This is a genomic window from Priestia endophytica, assembly GCF_026790145.1.
Taxonomy (GTDB): domain Bacteria; phylum Bacillota; class Bacilli; order Bacillales; family Bacillaceae_H; genus Bacillus_I; species Bacillus_I endophytica_A.
Map to the genome: position 1 here is coordinate 26,109 of NZ_JALAMS010000011.1, position 16,592 is coordinate 42,700.

Consider the following 16,592-nt stretch of genomic DNA (forward strand, 5'->3'; position numbering starts at 1 on the left):
TTAACGTTCACCACTATTCTTTTTTAAATCTTCGCTTATAAGCTGACATGCTAATACAAAAAGTAAAACAAAGAGCCCTGGAAAAAGCATAACGTGTGGAGCACTTTGAAAATAAGAAGCTCCATCATGAAGCATAACTCCCCATTCAGGCGTTGGTGGTTGTACACCTAATCCAAGAAAAGATAACCCTGCCATTAAAAGCACAATCTTGCCCATATCAAGAGAGATAAAAACAGCAAGTGGCGTAAAAATAGAGGGAATAACATATCTTACCATCACTTGAAAGTGCGTATTTCCAGCCATTCTTGCTCCTTTTATGTAATCTTCCTCACAAATATTTAAAACAAAACTACGCACAATGCGCACATAGTTTGCCCACCGAACAATTACAACCGCAATCATCATATTTATAAATCCTTGCCCTAGCACACCAACAATAGCAATAGTAAGAACAATATCAGGCACAGCTAGAAAACCATCCATAATGCGCAGAAAAAAGGTACCCTTTCTACTTTTGTATCCTGCTAGAAGACCAATTGGAAGGCTAATAAGAAGCGTACTAATCATAATGAGGAAAGCTCCTCCAATACTTATTCTCATTCCATACAAAATACGAGACAGTATACATCTTCCAACATGATCTGTGCCAAATGGATAAGTAGAACTTGGCGGATGTAACCGCTGGGCCAAATTCGTATCTAAAGGATTATGCGGTGCCAAAAGAGGCGCTAACAGTCCCACAAGTAAAAGAACGATAAGAAAACTTACACCTTTCATCCCTCGGCTATATTTGTTATAAAACTGATGTGTCATTCTTTTTCCTCCTAGTTGGCCCGTAACCGAGGGTCAACAAAACTACACAATATATCTATTAAAATATGAATTAGCACAAATAAAAAAGTCGTAAAAATAACATACCCTTGAATAATAGGATAGTCTCTCATATTAATTGCATCAATGATGTAACGGCCTAATCCAGGCCAAGAAAAAACCGTTTCAACAATGATACTCCCGCCAAGCATAAAAGCAAAGCTCGTCCCTGTCATCGTAATCATTGGTAATATAGCATGTTTTAATACTTCACCTGTTAAAAGAGAAAACTCGGACTGACCTCTTGCTCTTGCTGCTTTCACGAAAGGCTTTTGTAAAACATCAAGCAAATGCTCTCTGAATACGCGGGCATACACTGTTCCAAGTCCAAAACCGAGTGTGATAGCTGGCAATACTAAATTTTCTAAGCTCCCTCTTCCCATTGAAGGAAGCAACTGATACTTTACAGAACAAATATATATAAGTAAAAATCCTAGCCAAAATGATGGAAGAGATGAGCCAACAAGCGCAAGTCCCTTCCCAAAATGATTCACTATTCCTTGTGAACGGAGGGCTGTTGACATTCCAAAAAGAAAAGTCATAAAAAGCATAACCCCTAAACCGCCTAGGGCTAGTTCAAATGTGGCTGGAATTCTTCTCACAATTTCTTCAAGTACAGGCTGTTTTGACATATAGGACACTCCCCACTGTCCTGTAAATACGTCTTTTATCCAATGCACATATTGAACGGGGAGTGTGCTTGTTAAGCCAAGCTCTTCTCTTACGCTATCTAAAGCTTCCTGTGATGCAGGCACGTTATGAGCTGTTAACATGAGGCGTGCAGGATCTCCGGGGGCTATCCTAAGCAATAAAAAAGTGAATGTTGACATAAGAAAAACCACAAGAACAAGCTGTACAACGCGTTCAGCGATAAAGCGAATCATTTAAGATGAGCTCACATCAACGTTTGGAGTAATATAGTAATACTCGATTGGACTTGGCTCAAAGTTTTTCACCTTTTCATTCACTCCAAATACGGTATTTGGATAAACGATAAAAGATTGAGGAATATCTTTATTAATTTGATTACCGATTTTTATTGCGATTTCTTCACGCTCTTTTTCTCCAGAAGTTTGATTTAACTCTGTTAACAGTTTGTCTACCTTAGCTGAATTATAATGACTTACATTTGCTAGGCTCTTAGAATTATAAAACAAGTTTAAGAAGTATTGAGGATCTCCCGTATGTGCTGTCAGCATGCTATACATAGATAAGTCCCAATTATCCTCCGCAAGAACATCATCAATATTTTCCACGCTTCTTACCTTTACTTTTATCCCTTCTTTTAATAGGGAACTTTGAATCGTTTCAGCCATTACCGTCAACTCTGGTCGTTGAGGAAAAGTCAGCATTGTTAGTTGCAAAGGCTCTCCACTCTTAGTCCATATTCCATCCTCTTTCGTATAGCCTCCTTGTTTCATTAACGAATCAAAAGACTGATTTTCTTGGCTCTGCTTTACTTTTCCAAAAGACAATACTTCTGGAAATGGACCGTTTCCTTTCGTTCCTTCATTTTTCATAATAGACGTTAAGATCTCTTCTCTCGGCAAGACTTTATCAATTGCTTGTCGAACGGAAAGATTTGTTACACGAGCTGAGTTCATATTGAACATCATCATATGAGTTCGAAGTGAAGGAGCAGTTAAGACATTTATATTGTCGCTGTTTTTCAGCACGCTAATTTGATCTGTTGAAATATCAACAGCACCGTCAACATCTCCTGATTGTAAAGCCATAAGTCTCGTATTTCCATCTGATATGAATTTTATATCAATCTCTTCAACTCTTGCTTTCTGTCCCCAGTAGCCCTCATTTCTCTTCATAATCAGCGATTCGTCTTTGTTAAATTTCTCAAATTGAAAAACTCCTGTAAGGGCAGGATATTCCTCTTTTTCATCTAATGTAGAGACATCTGCAATAATTGTAGATGGATCGGCTAGATGTGAAATTAAAGCTTCGTTTGGTTGTTTTGTAACAATCTCAATTTTGTGATGATCAATAATACGGATAGTTTCCAAGTTTAGTAAATCTTTAACCTTTAAATCTTTTTCATTTGAACGTAGAAGCGATTTTTTTACACTTTCAGCGCTCATTTTCTCTCCATTATGAAAGCTTACATTTTCCCTTAATGTGAAGGTCCACGTTTTGCCATCTTTTCTTTCCCAGCTGCTTGCTAACCAAGGTTCTGGTTTTAAGTCTTCATTAAGTTTTACAAGTGTTTCCCCTGCACCAGATCGCATTACTTCCCAGCTATCGCTACCGTGTGGATCAAGGCTCTTTGGGCTCCACGGAAATGCAAAGGATAATTTTTTTGAGTCTGACTCTGCCCTATCTTGTCCTTCTGCACAGCCTGCTACAGCTAAAAAAATAAAACATAATAGAGCTAAAATAACCGGATAACTGCGTGCTTTTTTCATTTTCTTATCTCTCCTTTTATTTATCTAGGCTAAAAAAATAAGCATGTCTCCCCTTTCAAAGGTTAGACATGCTTTTATATTCATAAAGTTTAAGAAAACAGGCATTCTAACCACCTCCCTAAACTCCCGTAGGTCGAACAGCGATGTTAAAACAGGCAGGTCTCCTGACTAAGGAAAAGAGCCTTATTCCTTCCCGAACTTTTGTTCAGTGGTCTATTTAAAGCTCCTATACTCCATTCACAGTGGCGGGTCCGTGTCGAAATTTCATCGACTTCCCTTTTAAGCAAGCAAACTATGCTTTACACCTGTTTCCAAACTTTATAAAATTTTTATTTTTTGCACTTTTTAAAGTCTAACATTCTAATAACTACAAATGCAGCTCTTCTATATTATAAAGCAAATGTATCCAATTGCAATATGAAGAGAAAGAGAATAAATCGCTTCTCTCTTTCTTATAAGAATACGAATTTAACAAGGGATTCCAAATAGGTAAAAAGAACTATATTCCTTCTCTTCAAATTCTTTAAAACAAGCTATATTCCCTTAAACATATCATTTTATTGGCTCTTTGATATTTTTACCTTTTTCGGTGATAATAGTCATATTTACTCAAAACAGACTTTACTCCTAGTCTTTTTTACTTTACAATAATAGTCCGAATAGTTAAATTATTTTCTCATAGAATAAGAGAAATAATTCACTTCATCAGCGCTTAAAGCGTAAAAACAAACAAGGGAGAGATTTGGTGGGCATTGGTTCTTATATTACATTGGGCATTTACTTTTTAGGGATGCTCGCAATAGGTTGGTATGCATATAAAAAATCAACAGATGATATATCGGGGTACATGTTAGGAGGACGCGGACTTGGTCCAGCAGTTACTGCCCTTTCAGCAGGAGCATCTGACATGAGCGGATGGATGCTTATGGGGCTTCCTGGTGCATTGTATACAACAGGATTATCTGGAATATGGCTTGCTGTCGGGCTATCCATTGGAGCATACTTAAATTATTTACTTGTAGCTCCACGGCTTCGAACATACACATATGTTGCTGATGACTCCATTACGATTCCTGACTATTTTGAAAACCGATTTGAAGATAAAAGCCGTATACTGCGATTAGTATCAGCACTTGTTATTTTAGTTTTCTTTACACTTTATACTTCATCTGGATTAGTATCAGGTGGACGATTATTTGAATCTGCTTTTGGATTAGACTATCGTTATGGAATGTTTCTCATCGCTATTGTTGTTGTTGCTTATACGCTTTTTGGTGGCTTTCTAGCTGTAAGCTTAACGGATTTTGTGCAAGGTATTATTATGTTTCTTGCTCTTATTCTAGTACCAGTTGTTGTGCTATTCGACTTAGGTGGACCAACGAATGTATTTGATACCATCAAAAGCATTGATGAAACACATTTGGATCTTTTCAAAGGAACAACAGTTATTGGTCTCTTCTCACTTCTTGCCTGGGGATTAGGATATTTCGGCCAACCCCACATTATTGTTCGTTTTATGGCTATTAGTTCTATAAAAGAATTAAAACCAGCTCGACGTATTGGAATGGGCTGGATGATTATTGCTATTATTGGAGCCTGCTTAACAGGACTATTTGGATTAGCCTATGTTACAGAAAATAACATAACATTGAATGATCCTGAAACGATCTTTATCCTGTTATCTGACATTTTATTTAACTCTTATATTACAGGATTTTTACTAGCCGCTATTTTAGCCGCTATTATGAGCACAATTTCATCTCAGCTTCTTGTAACATCAAGTGCAGCAACAGAGGACTTTTATAAAACGTTCTTCCGGAGAAATGCCTCTGATAAAGAGCTTGTTACAGTTGGGCGACTCGCTGTTTTAATTGTTGCCGTAATTGCGGTTATTCTCTCATATACACCAAATAGCACTATCTTAGATCTTGTTGGCTATGCATGGGCTGGTTTCGGTTCAGCATTTGGTCCTGCTATTCTTTTGAGTCTATTCTGGAGACGTATGACAAAGTGGGGTGCTCTTGCCGGAATTATTGTAGGTACTGTTGTTGTGCTTGCTTGGGTACAAACAGGGATGTCTGATTTTATGTATGAAATGATTCCAGGCTTCTTCGCAAGCTTACTTGCCGTTGTAGTTGTAAGTTTCTTTACGACAACTCCTTCTCAAAGTGTTCAAAACACGTTTAGTAAAATGGAAGAAGTCTTAAAAGACAGTCAGAAATAATGTACGTTTCATTTATATTTAGAAACTCTCTTTGCTTTCAAAGGGAGTTTTTCTCTTTTCATCTTTAATTAAATATTCAAAATCGCTAATACAGCTTTAAAATTAAACATGAAAAGCATATAATATTAAGAGATAGGTTTAACACGATACACGTTCGGAAATGCACAGCAGTTTTTAAATATTCCTTTTAATATTTTCTGTAGTTTCCCATAATAGCGGGTTAAACAAGAGTACACTATATTTTTTATGGGAGATGTAAACAATGACTGGATTAGCAAAACTCTGGGAAAACCGCGGTTTTAGACGCTTCTTGATTTTCCTCATTTTAGCGCTTGCTCTTTTCGCTCTAAAAAGCATGATCAATTTTATTTTGTTAACGTTTATTTTTACTTTTTTAATGGATAGAGTGCAAACGTTTGTTACAAAATGGGTGCATAAATGGGTACCCATCAGCCAAAAGCTCATCGTGCTTATTCTTTATGTTTTACTTGTCACTGGACTTATTGTAGGTGGCTTTAGATTTTATCCAGTTATTAAAACACAAGTTGAAGAGCTTGTAAAACAAATTAAAGCATTTTATCTAAATCCAGAAGATATTCCTTTCTTCTCCTTTATCTCAAATACATTTGATAGCGTAAATTTAAATACTTATATTGAACAAGGATTTAATTTTTTATACAAATACTTAACAGATCTTAGTATTCTAAGTGTCCAAATCTTTTTGTCTTTAATTTTAAGCATGTTCTTCCTCTTGGAAAAACAAAGACTTATTATGTTCAGCAAAAAGTTTCAGCAAAGTAAGCTGTCTGCTTTTTACACAGAGATTGCTTTCTTCGGTCGTAAATTCGTTAGGACATTTGGAAAAGTCATTGAAGCTCAGTTTATTATTGCTCTTGTAAACTGTGTTCTTACAACAATCGGCCTTTGGTTTTTTGATTTCCCACAGCTGTTTGGGCTAGCGATTTTAATTTTCTTCCTCGGTCTTATTCCTGTTGCTGGGGTTATCCTCTCGCTTATCCCACTTTCCATCATTGGATATACAATTGGTGGATTTACAATGATTCTATACTTATTGATTATGATTATGGTTATTCATGCTATTGAAGCTTACCTTCTAAATCCAAAACTTATGTCAGCCAAAACAGAGCTTCCGGTTTTTTTCACCTTTATTGTGCTTATTTTTTCAGAACACTTTTTTGGAGTATGGGGATTGATTGTCGGAATACCTGTCTTTGTATTTTTACTTGATGTATTAGGGGTTACAAACAATAAAGAAGAAAAATCTTAACATGAAAAAAGCTCTTGAAAAGATTTCTTCAAGAGCTTTTTTGATTTGAATATCCATTTTCCCCATTTTCTCTAATAAAAAAATCCCACATGATCTTACTTGCATGAGGTCCTTCAGAATCTGTAAAGCTTCCATTTTCATTTCCTCCTGACCATGCATGCCCCATGTTCAATACCGTATATTTCTCAACAATAGATTCCCCTCGTTTGTTTCGATACAAGTCATGTGTATATTCTTTTCCATTTCTCACTTTTCCTTTTATTGTTTCATTTACTCCATGACAAATCCATCCTGCATTATGCCTTTCCACTAGATCATTTGTAACGATCCATTGTGAAACAACTTGCTCTCCGTTAATTGGTGCAACTGTTGTATCAGAGCTTCCATGAAAAACAATAGTTGGAATAACTCTTGCCCTTTCTCCCATTTCTTTATATGCTAAGTAACCTTGTTCAAACGGATTTGGTCCTCCATTGTTCATAACATTTAAAGCATCAAAAACGCTTGTAGCTCCTTTATATTCTAATCCTGCTCCAACTCCAAGTCCTGAGAAAATTTCTGGATAGGCTGCAGCCATAATAATACTCATTGCTCCTCCAGCTGACATTCCTGCAATAAACACTTTATGATTATCAATTGTGTACGCTTCTTTTATTTCTTCAATCATTCCGGCGATGGCTGCAGGCTCTCCTCTACCACGCGCTTGATGAAGAGGTTCAAACCAATTCCAACACTTGTTTGGATTACTTTTAGCATCTTGTTCTGGGTAGAGGACAAGAAAATTGTGTTCTTCCGCTAGCATATTCATCTCAGTACCAATCGCAAAGTCCGTTGCACACTGGGTACAGCCGTGAAGCATAACAAGTAATGGAGATGCTTTTTCTTTGTCATACGTACTTGGAACGTAAAGCTTGTAGCTTTTTCCTCCATACTCCCCTTCCTTAAACGTTTCTCTTGTTTCAAAACTACAATCACTTGATGCAGAAGGACTACCAAACAGTGGACAAAGTGCGAGAGAGAAAAATGCTTGCAAGGCTTTTAACACTCTTTTTTCCTCCTTTTATGAAAACGATTGCAAAAATATGAAAGTTACGAAAAAGTTCTTAAATAATCCTCATAGTTTTAATGGGTATACCTATATATATATGTGACTTACACATAATTAGTGTAGGAAAAAGAAGAATAGCTTTTCTTTTCTCAAATTTTGTAAAAAAAAAAAAAAGAAACGCTTAAGAAGCGTTTCCTGTCTTTTCTGTCCTCATATAATCAATGGTTTGTTTTATTCCTTCCTTATAAGGAGTTCTTGGAATTTTTCCGATTCTATGCTCGTATTTTGTTCCGTCTAGAAAAAGAGGGTCCTCATTTAAATAAAACATTTCTATAAATTCCTTCATATTACGATCAAAAATGCCAATAAGCCGTACCATTGTTTTTGTGGCTGTTCCTACTCGTTTCTGATAATTTGTGTATTCTCTAATATAAGAAAGAAATTCGGATCCTGAAATTCCGCTATAGCCAGGGATATTCCACGTCTCTCCGTAAGCTTCTTTACAAAGAGCAAGTTCTACAAGAGCTTTTGCTCCGTCTGGAGTATAAATATATTCTCTTTTTATTGTTTGATTTCCAACAAACATTGCTTTTTTATTTTTAATGATACTTTGAAGCAAATAGTCAATCTGTGTATTCTCTGCTCGTGGGCCGTAAAAATCGGGAAAATGAGCAAGAAGATAAGGAACTTTTGATTCTTCTAACAAGTGTTCTAAGCGAAGCCGAATCTTCCCCTTTTTTGTATGAGGGCTTTTCTCGTCATTTTCTCTCACTTTTTCTCCTTTACTTCTTCCATAAGCATAGATATTGTCAACAACGACAAGCTTCGCTTTGTTTTCTTTTGCTGCTTTTATGATACACCTCATAAATGGTTCCTGTTTTTCTTGCCATTGGGCGTATGGAAGTGCCCCAGCATGGAAAATAATTTCAGCTCCGGCAACAGAGGAAGATAAATTATGAAAAACATCCCCTGTTTGAATTGTAACAAGGTCTTCTTTTCCGAAAAAACGGTGAAGTTTTCTTTCATTTCGAGCAAAAGCAATAACTTTGATTCCTCTTTCAATCAATTCATATACAAGAGCACTCCCCATTCCACCTGTTGCTCCTATAACAAGAGCTTTCTTCATATCCATCACTTCCTTTTATTTTTTGACCACCGGTTAATTAAAAGGTAAAAATAAATGAGGAAACTCCTCATCTATTTTTAAATCTTTTTTAATAAAAACATAACGTGTGCTTTTGCCATATCCTTCACTTCTTCAAACGACTGCTCACAGTATGAGTAGTGTGCTACAAATCCATGAAGAGATAAGAAGATAGACCATGCTTCACTTATCGATAGCTTCGTTTTAGAAAGTGTACTAAGAGCCTCTGCAAACCTTTTGTAGCTTTCTTCTGGGCCACTATGGTGATAAAACTTTACTTCTTTATCTTTTGTAAGAAACATAACCTCATAGTGATTTGGATATGTGAGACCAAATTCAATGAAAGTTAAAAGCACAGACTGAAGTTTCTCGTCAGCGCCTATATCTCTTTTCATCACTTCATAAAACTTTTCATCTAAAAGTGAAAAATCTTCTTTAACAAGTGCAGAAAAAAGCTCTGCCTTGTTTTGAAAGTGATAATAGAGCGCTCCATGGCTATAGTCTAGCTCTTTAGCAATCTTCCTCATTGAGACATGACTATATCCTTCTGTAGCAAATAGCTTTCGTGCTACGTTTAATATCATTTCTCTTGTTAGCTCATGTTTTACAGCTTTTCGAGGTGACATCATTTCTCCCCTTTATTGACCGATGTTCAATAAAATTATAGAAAAAACCCCTACATTTGTCAATTACAAAGAAAGAAATATCAATTCCGATATTCCTTTCTCTGCAACAATAAATAAGCAACAAAGGCTAGCAGCGGGAGCTCAATAAGTGGTCCAAGGATAAGTGCAAGAGAAACCTCTGGTTGATTTTCAAAGGCTGCTGCAGCCATAGCAAGGGCAAGTGGTGAATTTCTTGCAAGTGTAATAAAATGAAGACTTACTCTATCACTTGTTTTAAATCTTAATATTTTACTAATTAAAAAAACGGCTAGAAAAGCAATGGTAAAGAAAACAAGAAGAGGAAGCAATAACACGTATAAAACTGAGAAATGACGAGAAAGATAGCTTCCTTCTGAAGTAAACATCATCATTACAGACAAACTTAAGAATAGCATTCCTTTGCTTGTAAAAAATGCTCTCCACTTTTGTACTCCCCTTTCTCCTTTTTATAATGATCGCTAAAAGGAAAGGAAGCAAAAACATATAAAAAATAGAAAAAGCAAAAGAAAGAGAGGTGCATATGTAGCAAAAAGCGCTATTTTAGAAAGGAAGAATCCTATCATCATAGCGCTTAAAATTACAAGTGGCTGCATCTTTTCCACTATGCTCATTTTAGTCTTCCTTTTTTACAAACAGTAAGCAAATTGTGATAATAAGAAAAGCAACGAAAGCTAAGAATGGAATGGTAATAAAGCCCAACCAGTTAATATACTCTCCGCTACAAGGAACACCCATTGAACATGGTTTAATGGCTGCAAATCCTGGTACCTTTTGTTCTAAATAATGAAAAACAGAAATCAGCCCGCCAATAATAGAGGCTGGTAAAACATATTTTTTAACAGCCAGATCTCTTTTAAAAACAGCAATCCCCATTGTTACTGTTAAAGGATACATAGCAATGCGCTGATACCAGCACATCTCGCACGGCACATATCCGCGTACTTCACTAAAATATAAACTTCCTAACGTTGCAATAATAGAAGCAAGCCAAGCAACGTATAAAAAGATGATGGAACGATTGTTTTTTTCAGTCATGATGTACTCTCCTCTAGTTCTTCCTCAATTGCTTTTTGAATTTCGCTATAGTTGAACGGATCTTCTACAACTTTGTTATTAATCATTACAGTTGGAGTTGAAACAACATGATAATCCTCCACAAGAGACATATCTTTTTCAACATCTGAAAGCATACTTTTTGCCTCGATATCTTGTTTAAACTGCACAAGATCCACATTTGTTGTATTTCCTGCAATCTCTGTAAGCTTTGAAACAGTTACCCATTTTTCATTATGATTTTGCGTTGGTTGGGCATTGAATAAAGCTTTATGAAAATTCCAGTAAGACTTAGGATCTCGCTTTAGTATCGATTCAGCTCCTAGAGCGCTTAGCTCAGACTCTTCCCCATGGAAAAGCACGTTTACATATGAAAAATTCACGCTATCTTTTTCAAGATATTCTTTTTGAAGCTTTGGAAAAATCTCTTCTCCCCATGCTTTACATGCTGGACATTTAAAATCTCCAAATTCAACAACTGTAACAGGTGCATCTTCCTCACCAAGCAACGGTTGGTTGTTTAAGGAAAAGGAATGAGCTATTTCATCCTCTGAAGAAGTTGTACTTGTTTTAGTTGAATTGCTGTTTGCTGATAAAAGAAAAAAAGCGATACCCATTGCTAACACCCCTGTAATAAGAGCAGCTACTTTCAAACGAAAGCTTTGGTTACTTTTCAATTCATCACCTCGTTCCTATCAGTTTCTTCTAAACTAGTATTCTTCATTAGTATAGCAGAAACCCTTTTCTTTCTCCTTTTTTCTTTTCAAGAAAAAAAGCCGAAAATTCGGCTTTTCTCCCTATCTTTTTAAAATTCGCATCGCATTTAAGACAGCTAAAAGCGTAACACCTACATCTGAGAATACAGCTTCCCACATTGTAGCAATTCCAAACGCTCCAAGAAGAAGAAAAATTGCCTTAACGCCAAGAGCAAAGCTAATGTTTTGCCATACAATTTTTCTTGTTCGTTTAGCAAGAGAGATTGCTTCAGCAATTTTAGAAGGCTCATCTGTCATAATAACAATATCTGCTGCTTCAATCGCTGCATCAGATCCAAGTCCTCCCATTGCAATCCCAACGTCAGCTCTAGCAAGAACAGGCGTATCATTGAGCCCATCTCCCACAAAAATCAGTTTTTCCGCTTTTTCTTTAGCCTTGTCAAGCTCTTCTACTTTTTCAACTTTGTGCTGTGGTAAAAGCTCAGCATATACTCCATCAATCCCTAATTGTTTTCCAACGTTTTCTCCAACGCTTTTTTGATCTCCTGTAAGCATCATTGTTTTTTTAATACCAAGCCTTTTTAAAGACTTTAGGGCTTTTTTAGCATCTTGTTTTATTTTATCGGAAATAACAAGATAGCCTGCATAGCGATTATTTACTGCAACATAAATAATTGTTCCATACTCACTTGCTCTGCTATAGGAAATAGAATACAAATTCATAAGTTTTTCATTTCCAGCTAAAACTTGTGCTTCATCTACAACTGCTTCAATCCCATGACCCGCTTTTTCACTATAGCTTGTAATTAGCCCTTCATTCACTTTACCGTTGTATGCTTTTTTTACTGATTCTGCAATTGGATGATTAGAATGTTGCTCAGCATATGCCGCATAATATAAGACTTGTTCTTTCGTAAAACTTTTTTCAGCATGTACATGAACAACTTCAAATACACCTTCTGTGAGTGTTCCTGTTTTATCAAACACAACATATCTCACATCATTTAGTGCCTCTAAATAGTTTCCACCTTTTACAAGAATACCTCGTCTAGATGCTGCTCCAATTCCTCCAAAAAACGTTAGTGGAATAGAAACAACAAGCGCACATGGACATGAAATAACAAGAAAGACAAGTGCTCTATATGTCCAGTCAGCTAACGTTGCCCCTGTGAAAAGGAGTGGAGGCAAGAAAGCGAGAAGAAAAGCAATAATGACAACAATAGGCGTATAATAGCGGGCAAATTTAGTAATAAAATTTTCAGTGGGCGCTTTTCGACTGCTCGCGTTTTGAACAAGATCTAATATTTTTGAAACCGTTGATTCTCCGTATTCTTTTGTAACCGTTACTTCTAATAAACCTTGTTTATTTACGAATCCGCTCAGCACTTCGCTTCCTTTCTCAACCTCACGTGGAAGCGATTCTCCTGTAAGAGCGGAAGTATCTACTGATGAACTTCCATTTAGGACCATCCCATCTAAAGGAATTTTTTCGCCAGGCTTCACAACAATAATATCGCCTTGTTTCACCTCTTCTGGTGAAACTTTCTTGTTCCCTTCACTTTCTTTAAGATTTGCATAATCAGGACGAATGTTCATCATTTCGCTGATTGATTTACGAGAACGATTAACAGCTAGACTTTGGAACCATTCACCAGTTTGATAAAAAAGCATAACAGCAACGCCCTCTGCATATTCGCCAATCAGAAATGCCCCAATCGTTGCAATGGTCATTAAGAAATGCTCATCAAACACGCGCCCTCTAATAATGTTCCTTGCTGCCCTATACACAACGTCTCCACCAACAATAGCGTATGCGATAAGAAACAGTGCAAATTCAAAAGGAAACGGTAAAGAAGCAAACATCGCTATTCCTGTTAGCAAAACTCCTCCACCTAAACGCCATAATATAGAACGCCCATGCTCATCCTTTTCCTTTGAAGAACTTTCTTCCTCTTCCACTGTGATTCCAGATTCAATTTTATTAATTTTTTGAATAACTTTTTCTTTTTCTCTATTCCAGGAAGCTTCAGAAGCAAGCGTGATGTGAAGCATTTTTGAAACAAAATCAACGCTTGCTTTCTGAACAGCGGGAATCTTGCCCATTTCTGACTCTATTTTCCCTGCGCAATGCGCACAATCAAGACCGTTCAAATAGAGCGTATACGTCTCTACACCTTTTTCTTTAATTTTAATATGTGAATCAAGTGAATGTACTTTCTTTTTAACACTTTCTAGCGCTTTCTCTTCTTCGTTCATTTCTACATCAAATGTCAACATTTTAGTCGCAAAGTTCACTGTACAACGATCAATACCTTCTAGTGCCTTTACTCCATTTTCGATTTTCATTGCACAGTTCGCACAATCAAGACCTTCTAACAAAAGTTCTCTCTTCACTCTTTCTCTCCGATCTTCCACTAGCCCTCACCTTACTTTCTCCATAAAAATACATTTTTCCTATGAATAAAGATCAAAAGACTTAACCGCCTTATATGAGCATATGTTCATGTATTAACTTCATTATATTCAATAGGGCCATTTTGTGTCAATCTCTATTTTCGGAATATTAACGTTTGTTTATTCATATCCAATGCATTTTAAAGAGGTTCGTACAAAGGTTAAATTTGTGTTTTTGTCATATAAAAAAAGCCTGTTGTAAGCAGGCTTTAAATGTCTTTTCTTTTATAAATTTGAATAGTGAAAGACCATGATAGGAGGAAAAGAAGAATCGCCATACCTCCACCAGTATAGTAGAGGCTAACGCCTTAATCAGCGATGAACTCCATTATAAAAAAGCGTTCTTCCCAAAGAGAAGAACGCCTTTTTTATTGCTTATACAAAAATATCGAAAATTAACACACCAGCAAAAGCAATGAAGGAAAGAAGTGTTTCAAGTACAGTCCATGTTTTGAACGTTTCTTTTACAGTTAAACCTAAATACTCTTTAACAAGCCAGAAGCCAGCATCATTGACGTGGGAGAACATAAGTGAACCTGCGCCTGTTGCAATAACAAGAAGCTCTAAGTTCACGCCTGTCATGTTTGCGACAACAGGTGATACAATACCAGCAGCTGTTGTAAGGGCAACAGTTGCAGAACCTGTTGCAATACGAATTAGACCAGCTACTAAAAAGGCAAGGACAATTGGTGAAAGGGATAGATGCTCAGCCATCTGAGCAATTGACTCTCCAACACCGCTATCAATTAAAATTTGTTTAAATCCTCCACCAGCACCAACGATTAAAATGATAGAACAAACAGGCAGTACAGCATCTTCAGTAAGCTTTTTCACCATATTTTTATCCATGCCTTGACGGAATCCTAAAAGATAGAAAGCAGCAAAACATGCAAGTAAAAGAGCTACAAGTGGATTACCAATAAACTCTAATGCCTGAATAACAAACTTTGGTAACGCTTCAATTGTAGGTGCTACAACAGACAGAACCATTAAAAGAATCGGAAGTAAAATAACGAAAAACGAAACGCCTGTGCTTGGTAAACTGCTTGATGATGTATTAATACGAATAAGCTCGGGCTCTTTTTCTGGAATTACTCGTTTATGAACCCATTTTGCAAAAACTGGTCCTGCAACAATTGCAGCTGGAATGGCAATAATAAGAGAATAAATTAAAACTTTGCCAAGGTCTGCGTTATAAATCCCAATGGCTGTCATTGCCCCAGGGTGCGGAGGTACAATTCCGTGCACAATCGAAAGACCTGCGATAACTGGAAGTGCAATTAATAGAATGTTTTGCTTTGTTGTTTTATAAATCGAAATAACAAGTGGAATTAAGATAATAATTCCTACTTCAAAAAAGACCGGAATACCGATAACAAATCCTGAAATAAGCATTGCCCATGGAAGTTTCTTACGTCCGAAAGATCGAATGAAGAAGTCAGCAACTCTCATACCGGCTCCTGATTCAGCCATCATTTTTCCTAAAATTGTTCCAAGTGCTAAAATTCCAACTAGGTGTCCAAGTACACCGCCGACACCGCTTTCATAAGAGGTTACAATTTTATCTAACGAGAGTCCTGATGTTATAGCCAAAAATAAACTAGCTACAAGCAAACTAATGAAAGCATGCCATTTGAACACCGAAACTCCAACAACCACAATTGCGATAGATATTAGCGTCATAATTAGTAGATAGAAATCCAAGGTTCATTCCCCTTCCTGTTGTATATCATGTCTGAATTTCAAATTTTTAGTATATGGCGAGCGCTTTCAAAACGTACTGTTTTCTGAAAGCACTTTCAATCTATAAATCAATTATAAGGAAAAATATTTCTTATATCAATGGATTTGACTAAAAAAAATTTAATCTTTTTATTTTTTATCGATTTTTTATGAAAGACAGGAAAAAAGAACCATTAAAATGCTTTTTATCCATTTATCCCCACCCACCCTTCTACTAAACAACCTTTATAAAACTTTGTTACTTCTGTAAATCCTGATCTGTTTAAAAGATGCTTCATTTTCGCACTTGAAATAAGATGAATGGTATTATCTATTGATTTTTCAAAGTTAAGCCACTCTTCAATAGGAATTCCGTTTGAAAGCATGTATTCTTTCCATGCTTTCATCTGCCATTGAAACTCGCTTCCCTTTTCACCAACAATAGAAGCTACAAAAAGAGGAGCGCCACTTTTTAATCGCTCACTTATTTCTTTTAGCAACTTCTCTTGTTCTGCTTCCTTCAAAAAGTGAAGCACAAGCATGTAAGTTGCACCTGTGAATTTTCCTGTTATGCTTTCTACCTCTCCATGTATAAAAGTGGCGTTTATCCCTGCTTTCTTAGTGCGCTGTTGTGCGATACTAAGCATTTTTATAGAAGGGTCTACTCCTGTAAATGCCCATCCCTTATTTCTATTCCCGAGAGTTATAAGTTCTTGTCCTCCTCCAGCCCCAACGATAAGCATATGAATATGCTTGTTTTCTGAAGAGACATATACTGACATAAGATAATTCATCATCTTATAAAGTTCATCATATCCTGGAATTTTCAAGGGTATTTTCGCTTGATAATTATATACTTCATCACTATGCCAATTCATATTGCTTACTTCCTTCATCTTTTCTCCTCCTATAAAGTCTTTCTAATCTCTACTCTTTTCGATAAAATTAATTAAGAACTATTCTCAATTATAAAGAAGAAGAAAAAAAAGAC

The 16,592-nt window shown here is 36.3% G+C and carries 14 protein-coding genes and 1 riboswitch; of the genes, 2 read left to right on the plus strand and 12 right to left on the minus strand.

Going from position 1 to position 16,592, the window contains the following annotated elements:
- From MOC86_RS08605 to MOC86_RS08615, 3 genes are read right to left on the minus strand one after another with little or no spacing between them, the layout of a single operon-like run.
- Entirely contained in the window at positions 1 to 813 is an 813-nt protein-coding gene (locus MOC86_RS08605; protein ID WP_268583768.1) for an ABC transporter permease, read from the minus strand.
- An 11-nt stretch (positions 814 to 824) separates the two neighbouring features.
- Entirely contained in the window at positions 825 to 1,754 is a 930-nt protein-coding gene (gene nikB, locus MOC86_RS08610; protein WP_268583769.1) for a nickel ABC transporter permease, read from the minus strand.
- On the minus strand, positions 1,755 to 3,287 hold the full coding sequence (locus tag MOC86_RS08615) for an ABC transporter substrate-binding protein (protein ID WP_268583770.1): 1,533 nt from the start codon (positions 3,285 to 3,287) through the stop codon (positions 1,755 to 1,757).
- Positions 3,288 to 3,423: 136 nt separating this feature from the next.
- Positions 3,424 to 3,611, minus strand: a riboswitch (cobalamin riboswitch).
- A 466-nt stretch (positions 3,612 to 4,077) separates the two neighbouring features.
- Here MOC86_RS08615 and putP point away from each other — a divergent pair.
- Together putP and MOC86_RS08625 are read left to right on the plus strand one after the other, a co-directional pair.
- A complete protein-coding gene (putP, locus tag MOC86_RS08620; protein ID WP_419146625.1) occupies positions 4,078 to 5,511 on the plus strand; it encodes a sodium/proline symporter PutP in 1,434 nt (477 codons plus the stop codon).
- Positions 5,512 to 5,773: 262 nt separating this feature from the next.
- Positions 5,774 to 6,799 (plus strand): AI-2E family transporter, encoded by a 1,026-nt coding sequence (locus tag MOC86_RS08625; protein ID WP_268583772.1) that lies wholly within the window; start codon positions 5,774 to 5,776, stop codon positions 6,797 to 6,799.
- A 28-nt stretch (positions 6,800 to 6,827) separates the two neighbouring features.
- On the opposite strand, the gene MOC86_RS08630 is transcribed toward MOC86_RS08625, so the two are convergent.
- The 9 genes from MOC86_RS08630 to MOC86_RS08670 form a co-directional block, all read right to left on the minus strand.
- Positions 6,828 to 7,844 (minus strand): alpha/beta hydrolase family esterase, encoded by a 1,017-nt coding sequence (locus MOC86_RS08630; protein WP_268583773.1) that lies wholly within the window; start codon positions 7,842 to 7,844, stop codon positions 6,828 to 6,830.
- A 184-nt stretch (positions 7,845 to 8,028) separates the two neighbouring features.
- Entirely contained in the window at positions 8,029 to 8,973 is a 945-nt protein-coding gene (locus MOC86_RS08635; RefSeq protein ID WP_268583774.1) for an NAD(P)H-binding protein, read from the minus strand.
- Between the two features lie 77 nt (positions 8,974 to 9,050).
- Entirely contained in the window at positions 9,051 to 9,617 is a 567-nt protein-coding gene (locus tag MOC86_RS08640; RefSeq protein ID WP_268583775.1) for a TetR/AcrR family transcriptional regulator, read from the minus strand.
- 80 nt (positions 9,618 to 9,697) lie between these two features.
- The gene (locus MOC86_RS08645; RefSeq protein ID WP_268583776.1) at positions 9,698 to 10,036 is read right to left on the minus strand and encodes a bile acid:sodium symporter; all 339 of its coding nucleotides are present in this window, start codon (positions 10,034 to 10,036) and stop codon (positions 9,698 to 9,700) included.
- 232 nt (positions 10,037 to 10,268) lie between these two features.
- Positions 10,269 to 10,691 carry a disulfide oxidoreductase gene (locus tag MOC86_RS08650; protein WP_243518934.1) on the minus strand — a complete coding sequence of 141 codons (423 nt, stop codon included), beginning with the start codon at positions 10,689 to 10,691 and terminating at the stop codon, positions 10,269 to 10,271.
- Positions 10,688 to 11,386 carry a thioredoxin domain-containing protein gene (locus tag MOC86_RS08655; protein WP_268583777.1) on the minus strand — a complete coding sequence of 233 codons (699 nt, stop codon included), beginning with the start codon at positions 11,384 to 11,386 and terminating at the stop codon, positions 10,688 to 10,690. The genes MOC86_RS08650 and MOC86_RS08655 overlap by 4 nt, the downstream gene beginning before the upstream one ends.
- A gap of 120 nt (positions 11,387 to 11,506) precedes the next feature.
- Positions 11,507 to 13,840, minus strand: coding sequence for a heavy metal translocating P-type ATPase (locus MOC86_RS08660; protein WP_268583778.1), 2,334 nt, complete (start codon positions 13,838 to 13,840; stop codon positions 11,507 to 11,509).
- Between the two features lie 414 nt (positions 13,841 to 14,254).
- Positions 14,255 to 15,583 carry a gluconate:H+ symporter gene (locus tag MOC86_RS08665; RefSeq protein WP_268583779.1) on the minus strand — a complete coding sequence of 443 codons (1,329 nt, stop codon included), beginning with the start codon at positions 15,581 to 15,583 and terminating at the stop codon, positions 14,255 to 14,257.
- Between the two features lie 224 nt (positions 15,584 to 15,807).
- Positions 15,808 to 16,497, minus strand: a complete 690-nt coding sequence (locus MOC86_RS08670; protein WP_268583781.1) for a class I SAM-dependent methyltransferase — start codon at positions 16,495 to 16,497, stop codon at positions 15,808 to 15,810.
- Between the last annotated feature and the right edge of the window lie 95 nt (positions 16,498 to 16,592).

Excerpts from the sequence above, each read along its gene's own strand:
- MOC86_RS08605 (WP_268583768.1), bottom strand. The coding sequence starts at position 813 with ATGACACATCAGTTTTATAACAAATATAGCCGAGGGATGAAAGGTGTA.
- nikB (WP_268583769.1), bottom strand. The coding sequence starts at position 1,754 with ATGATTCGCTTTATCGCTGAACGCGTTGTACAGCTTGTTCTTGTGGTT.
- MOC86_RS08615 (WP_268583770.1), bottom strand. The coding sequence starts at position 3,287 with ATGAAAAAAGCACGCAGTTATCCGGTTATTTTAGCTCTATTATGTTTT.
- putP (WP_419146625.1), top strand. The coding sequence starts at position 4,078 with ATGCTCGCAATAGGTTGGTATGCATATAAAAAATCAACAGATGATATA.
- MOC86_RS08625 (WP_268583772.1), top strand. The coding sequence starts at position 5,774 with ATGACTGGATTAGCAAAACTCTGGGAAAACCGCGGTTTTAGACGCTTC.
- MOC86_RS08635 (WP_268583774.1), bottom strand. The coding sequence starts at position 8,973 with ATGAAGAAAGCTCTTGTTATAGGAGCAACAGGTGGAATGGGGAGTGCT.
- MOC86_RS08640 (WP_268583775.1), bottom strand. The coding sequence starts at position 9,617 with ATGTCACCTCGAAAAGCTGTAAAACATGAGCTAACAAGAGAAATGATA.
- MOC86_RS08650 (WP_243518934.1), bottom strand. The coding sequence starts at position 10,691 with ATGACTGAAAAAAACAATCGTTCCATCATCTTTTTATACGTTGCTTGG.
- MOC86_RS08670 (WP_268583781.1), bottom strand. The coding sequence starts at position 16,497 with ATGAAGGAAGTAAGCAATATGAATTGGCATAGTGATGAAGTATATAAT.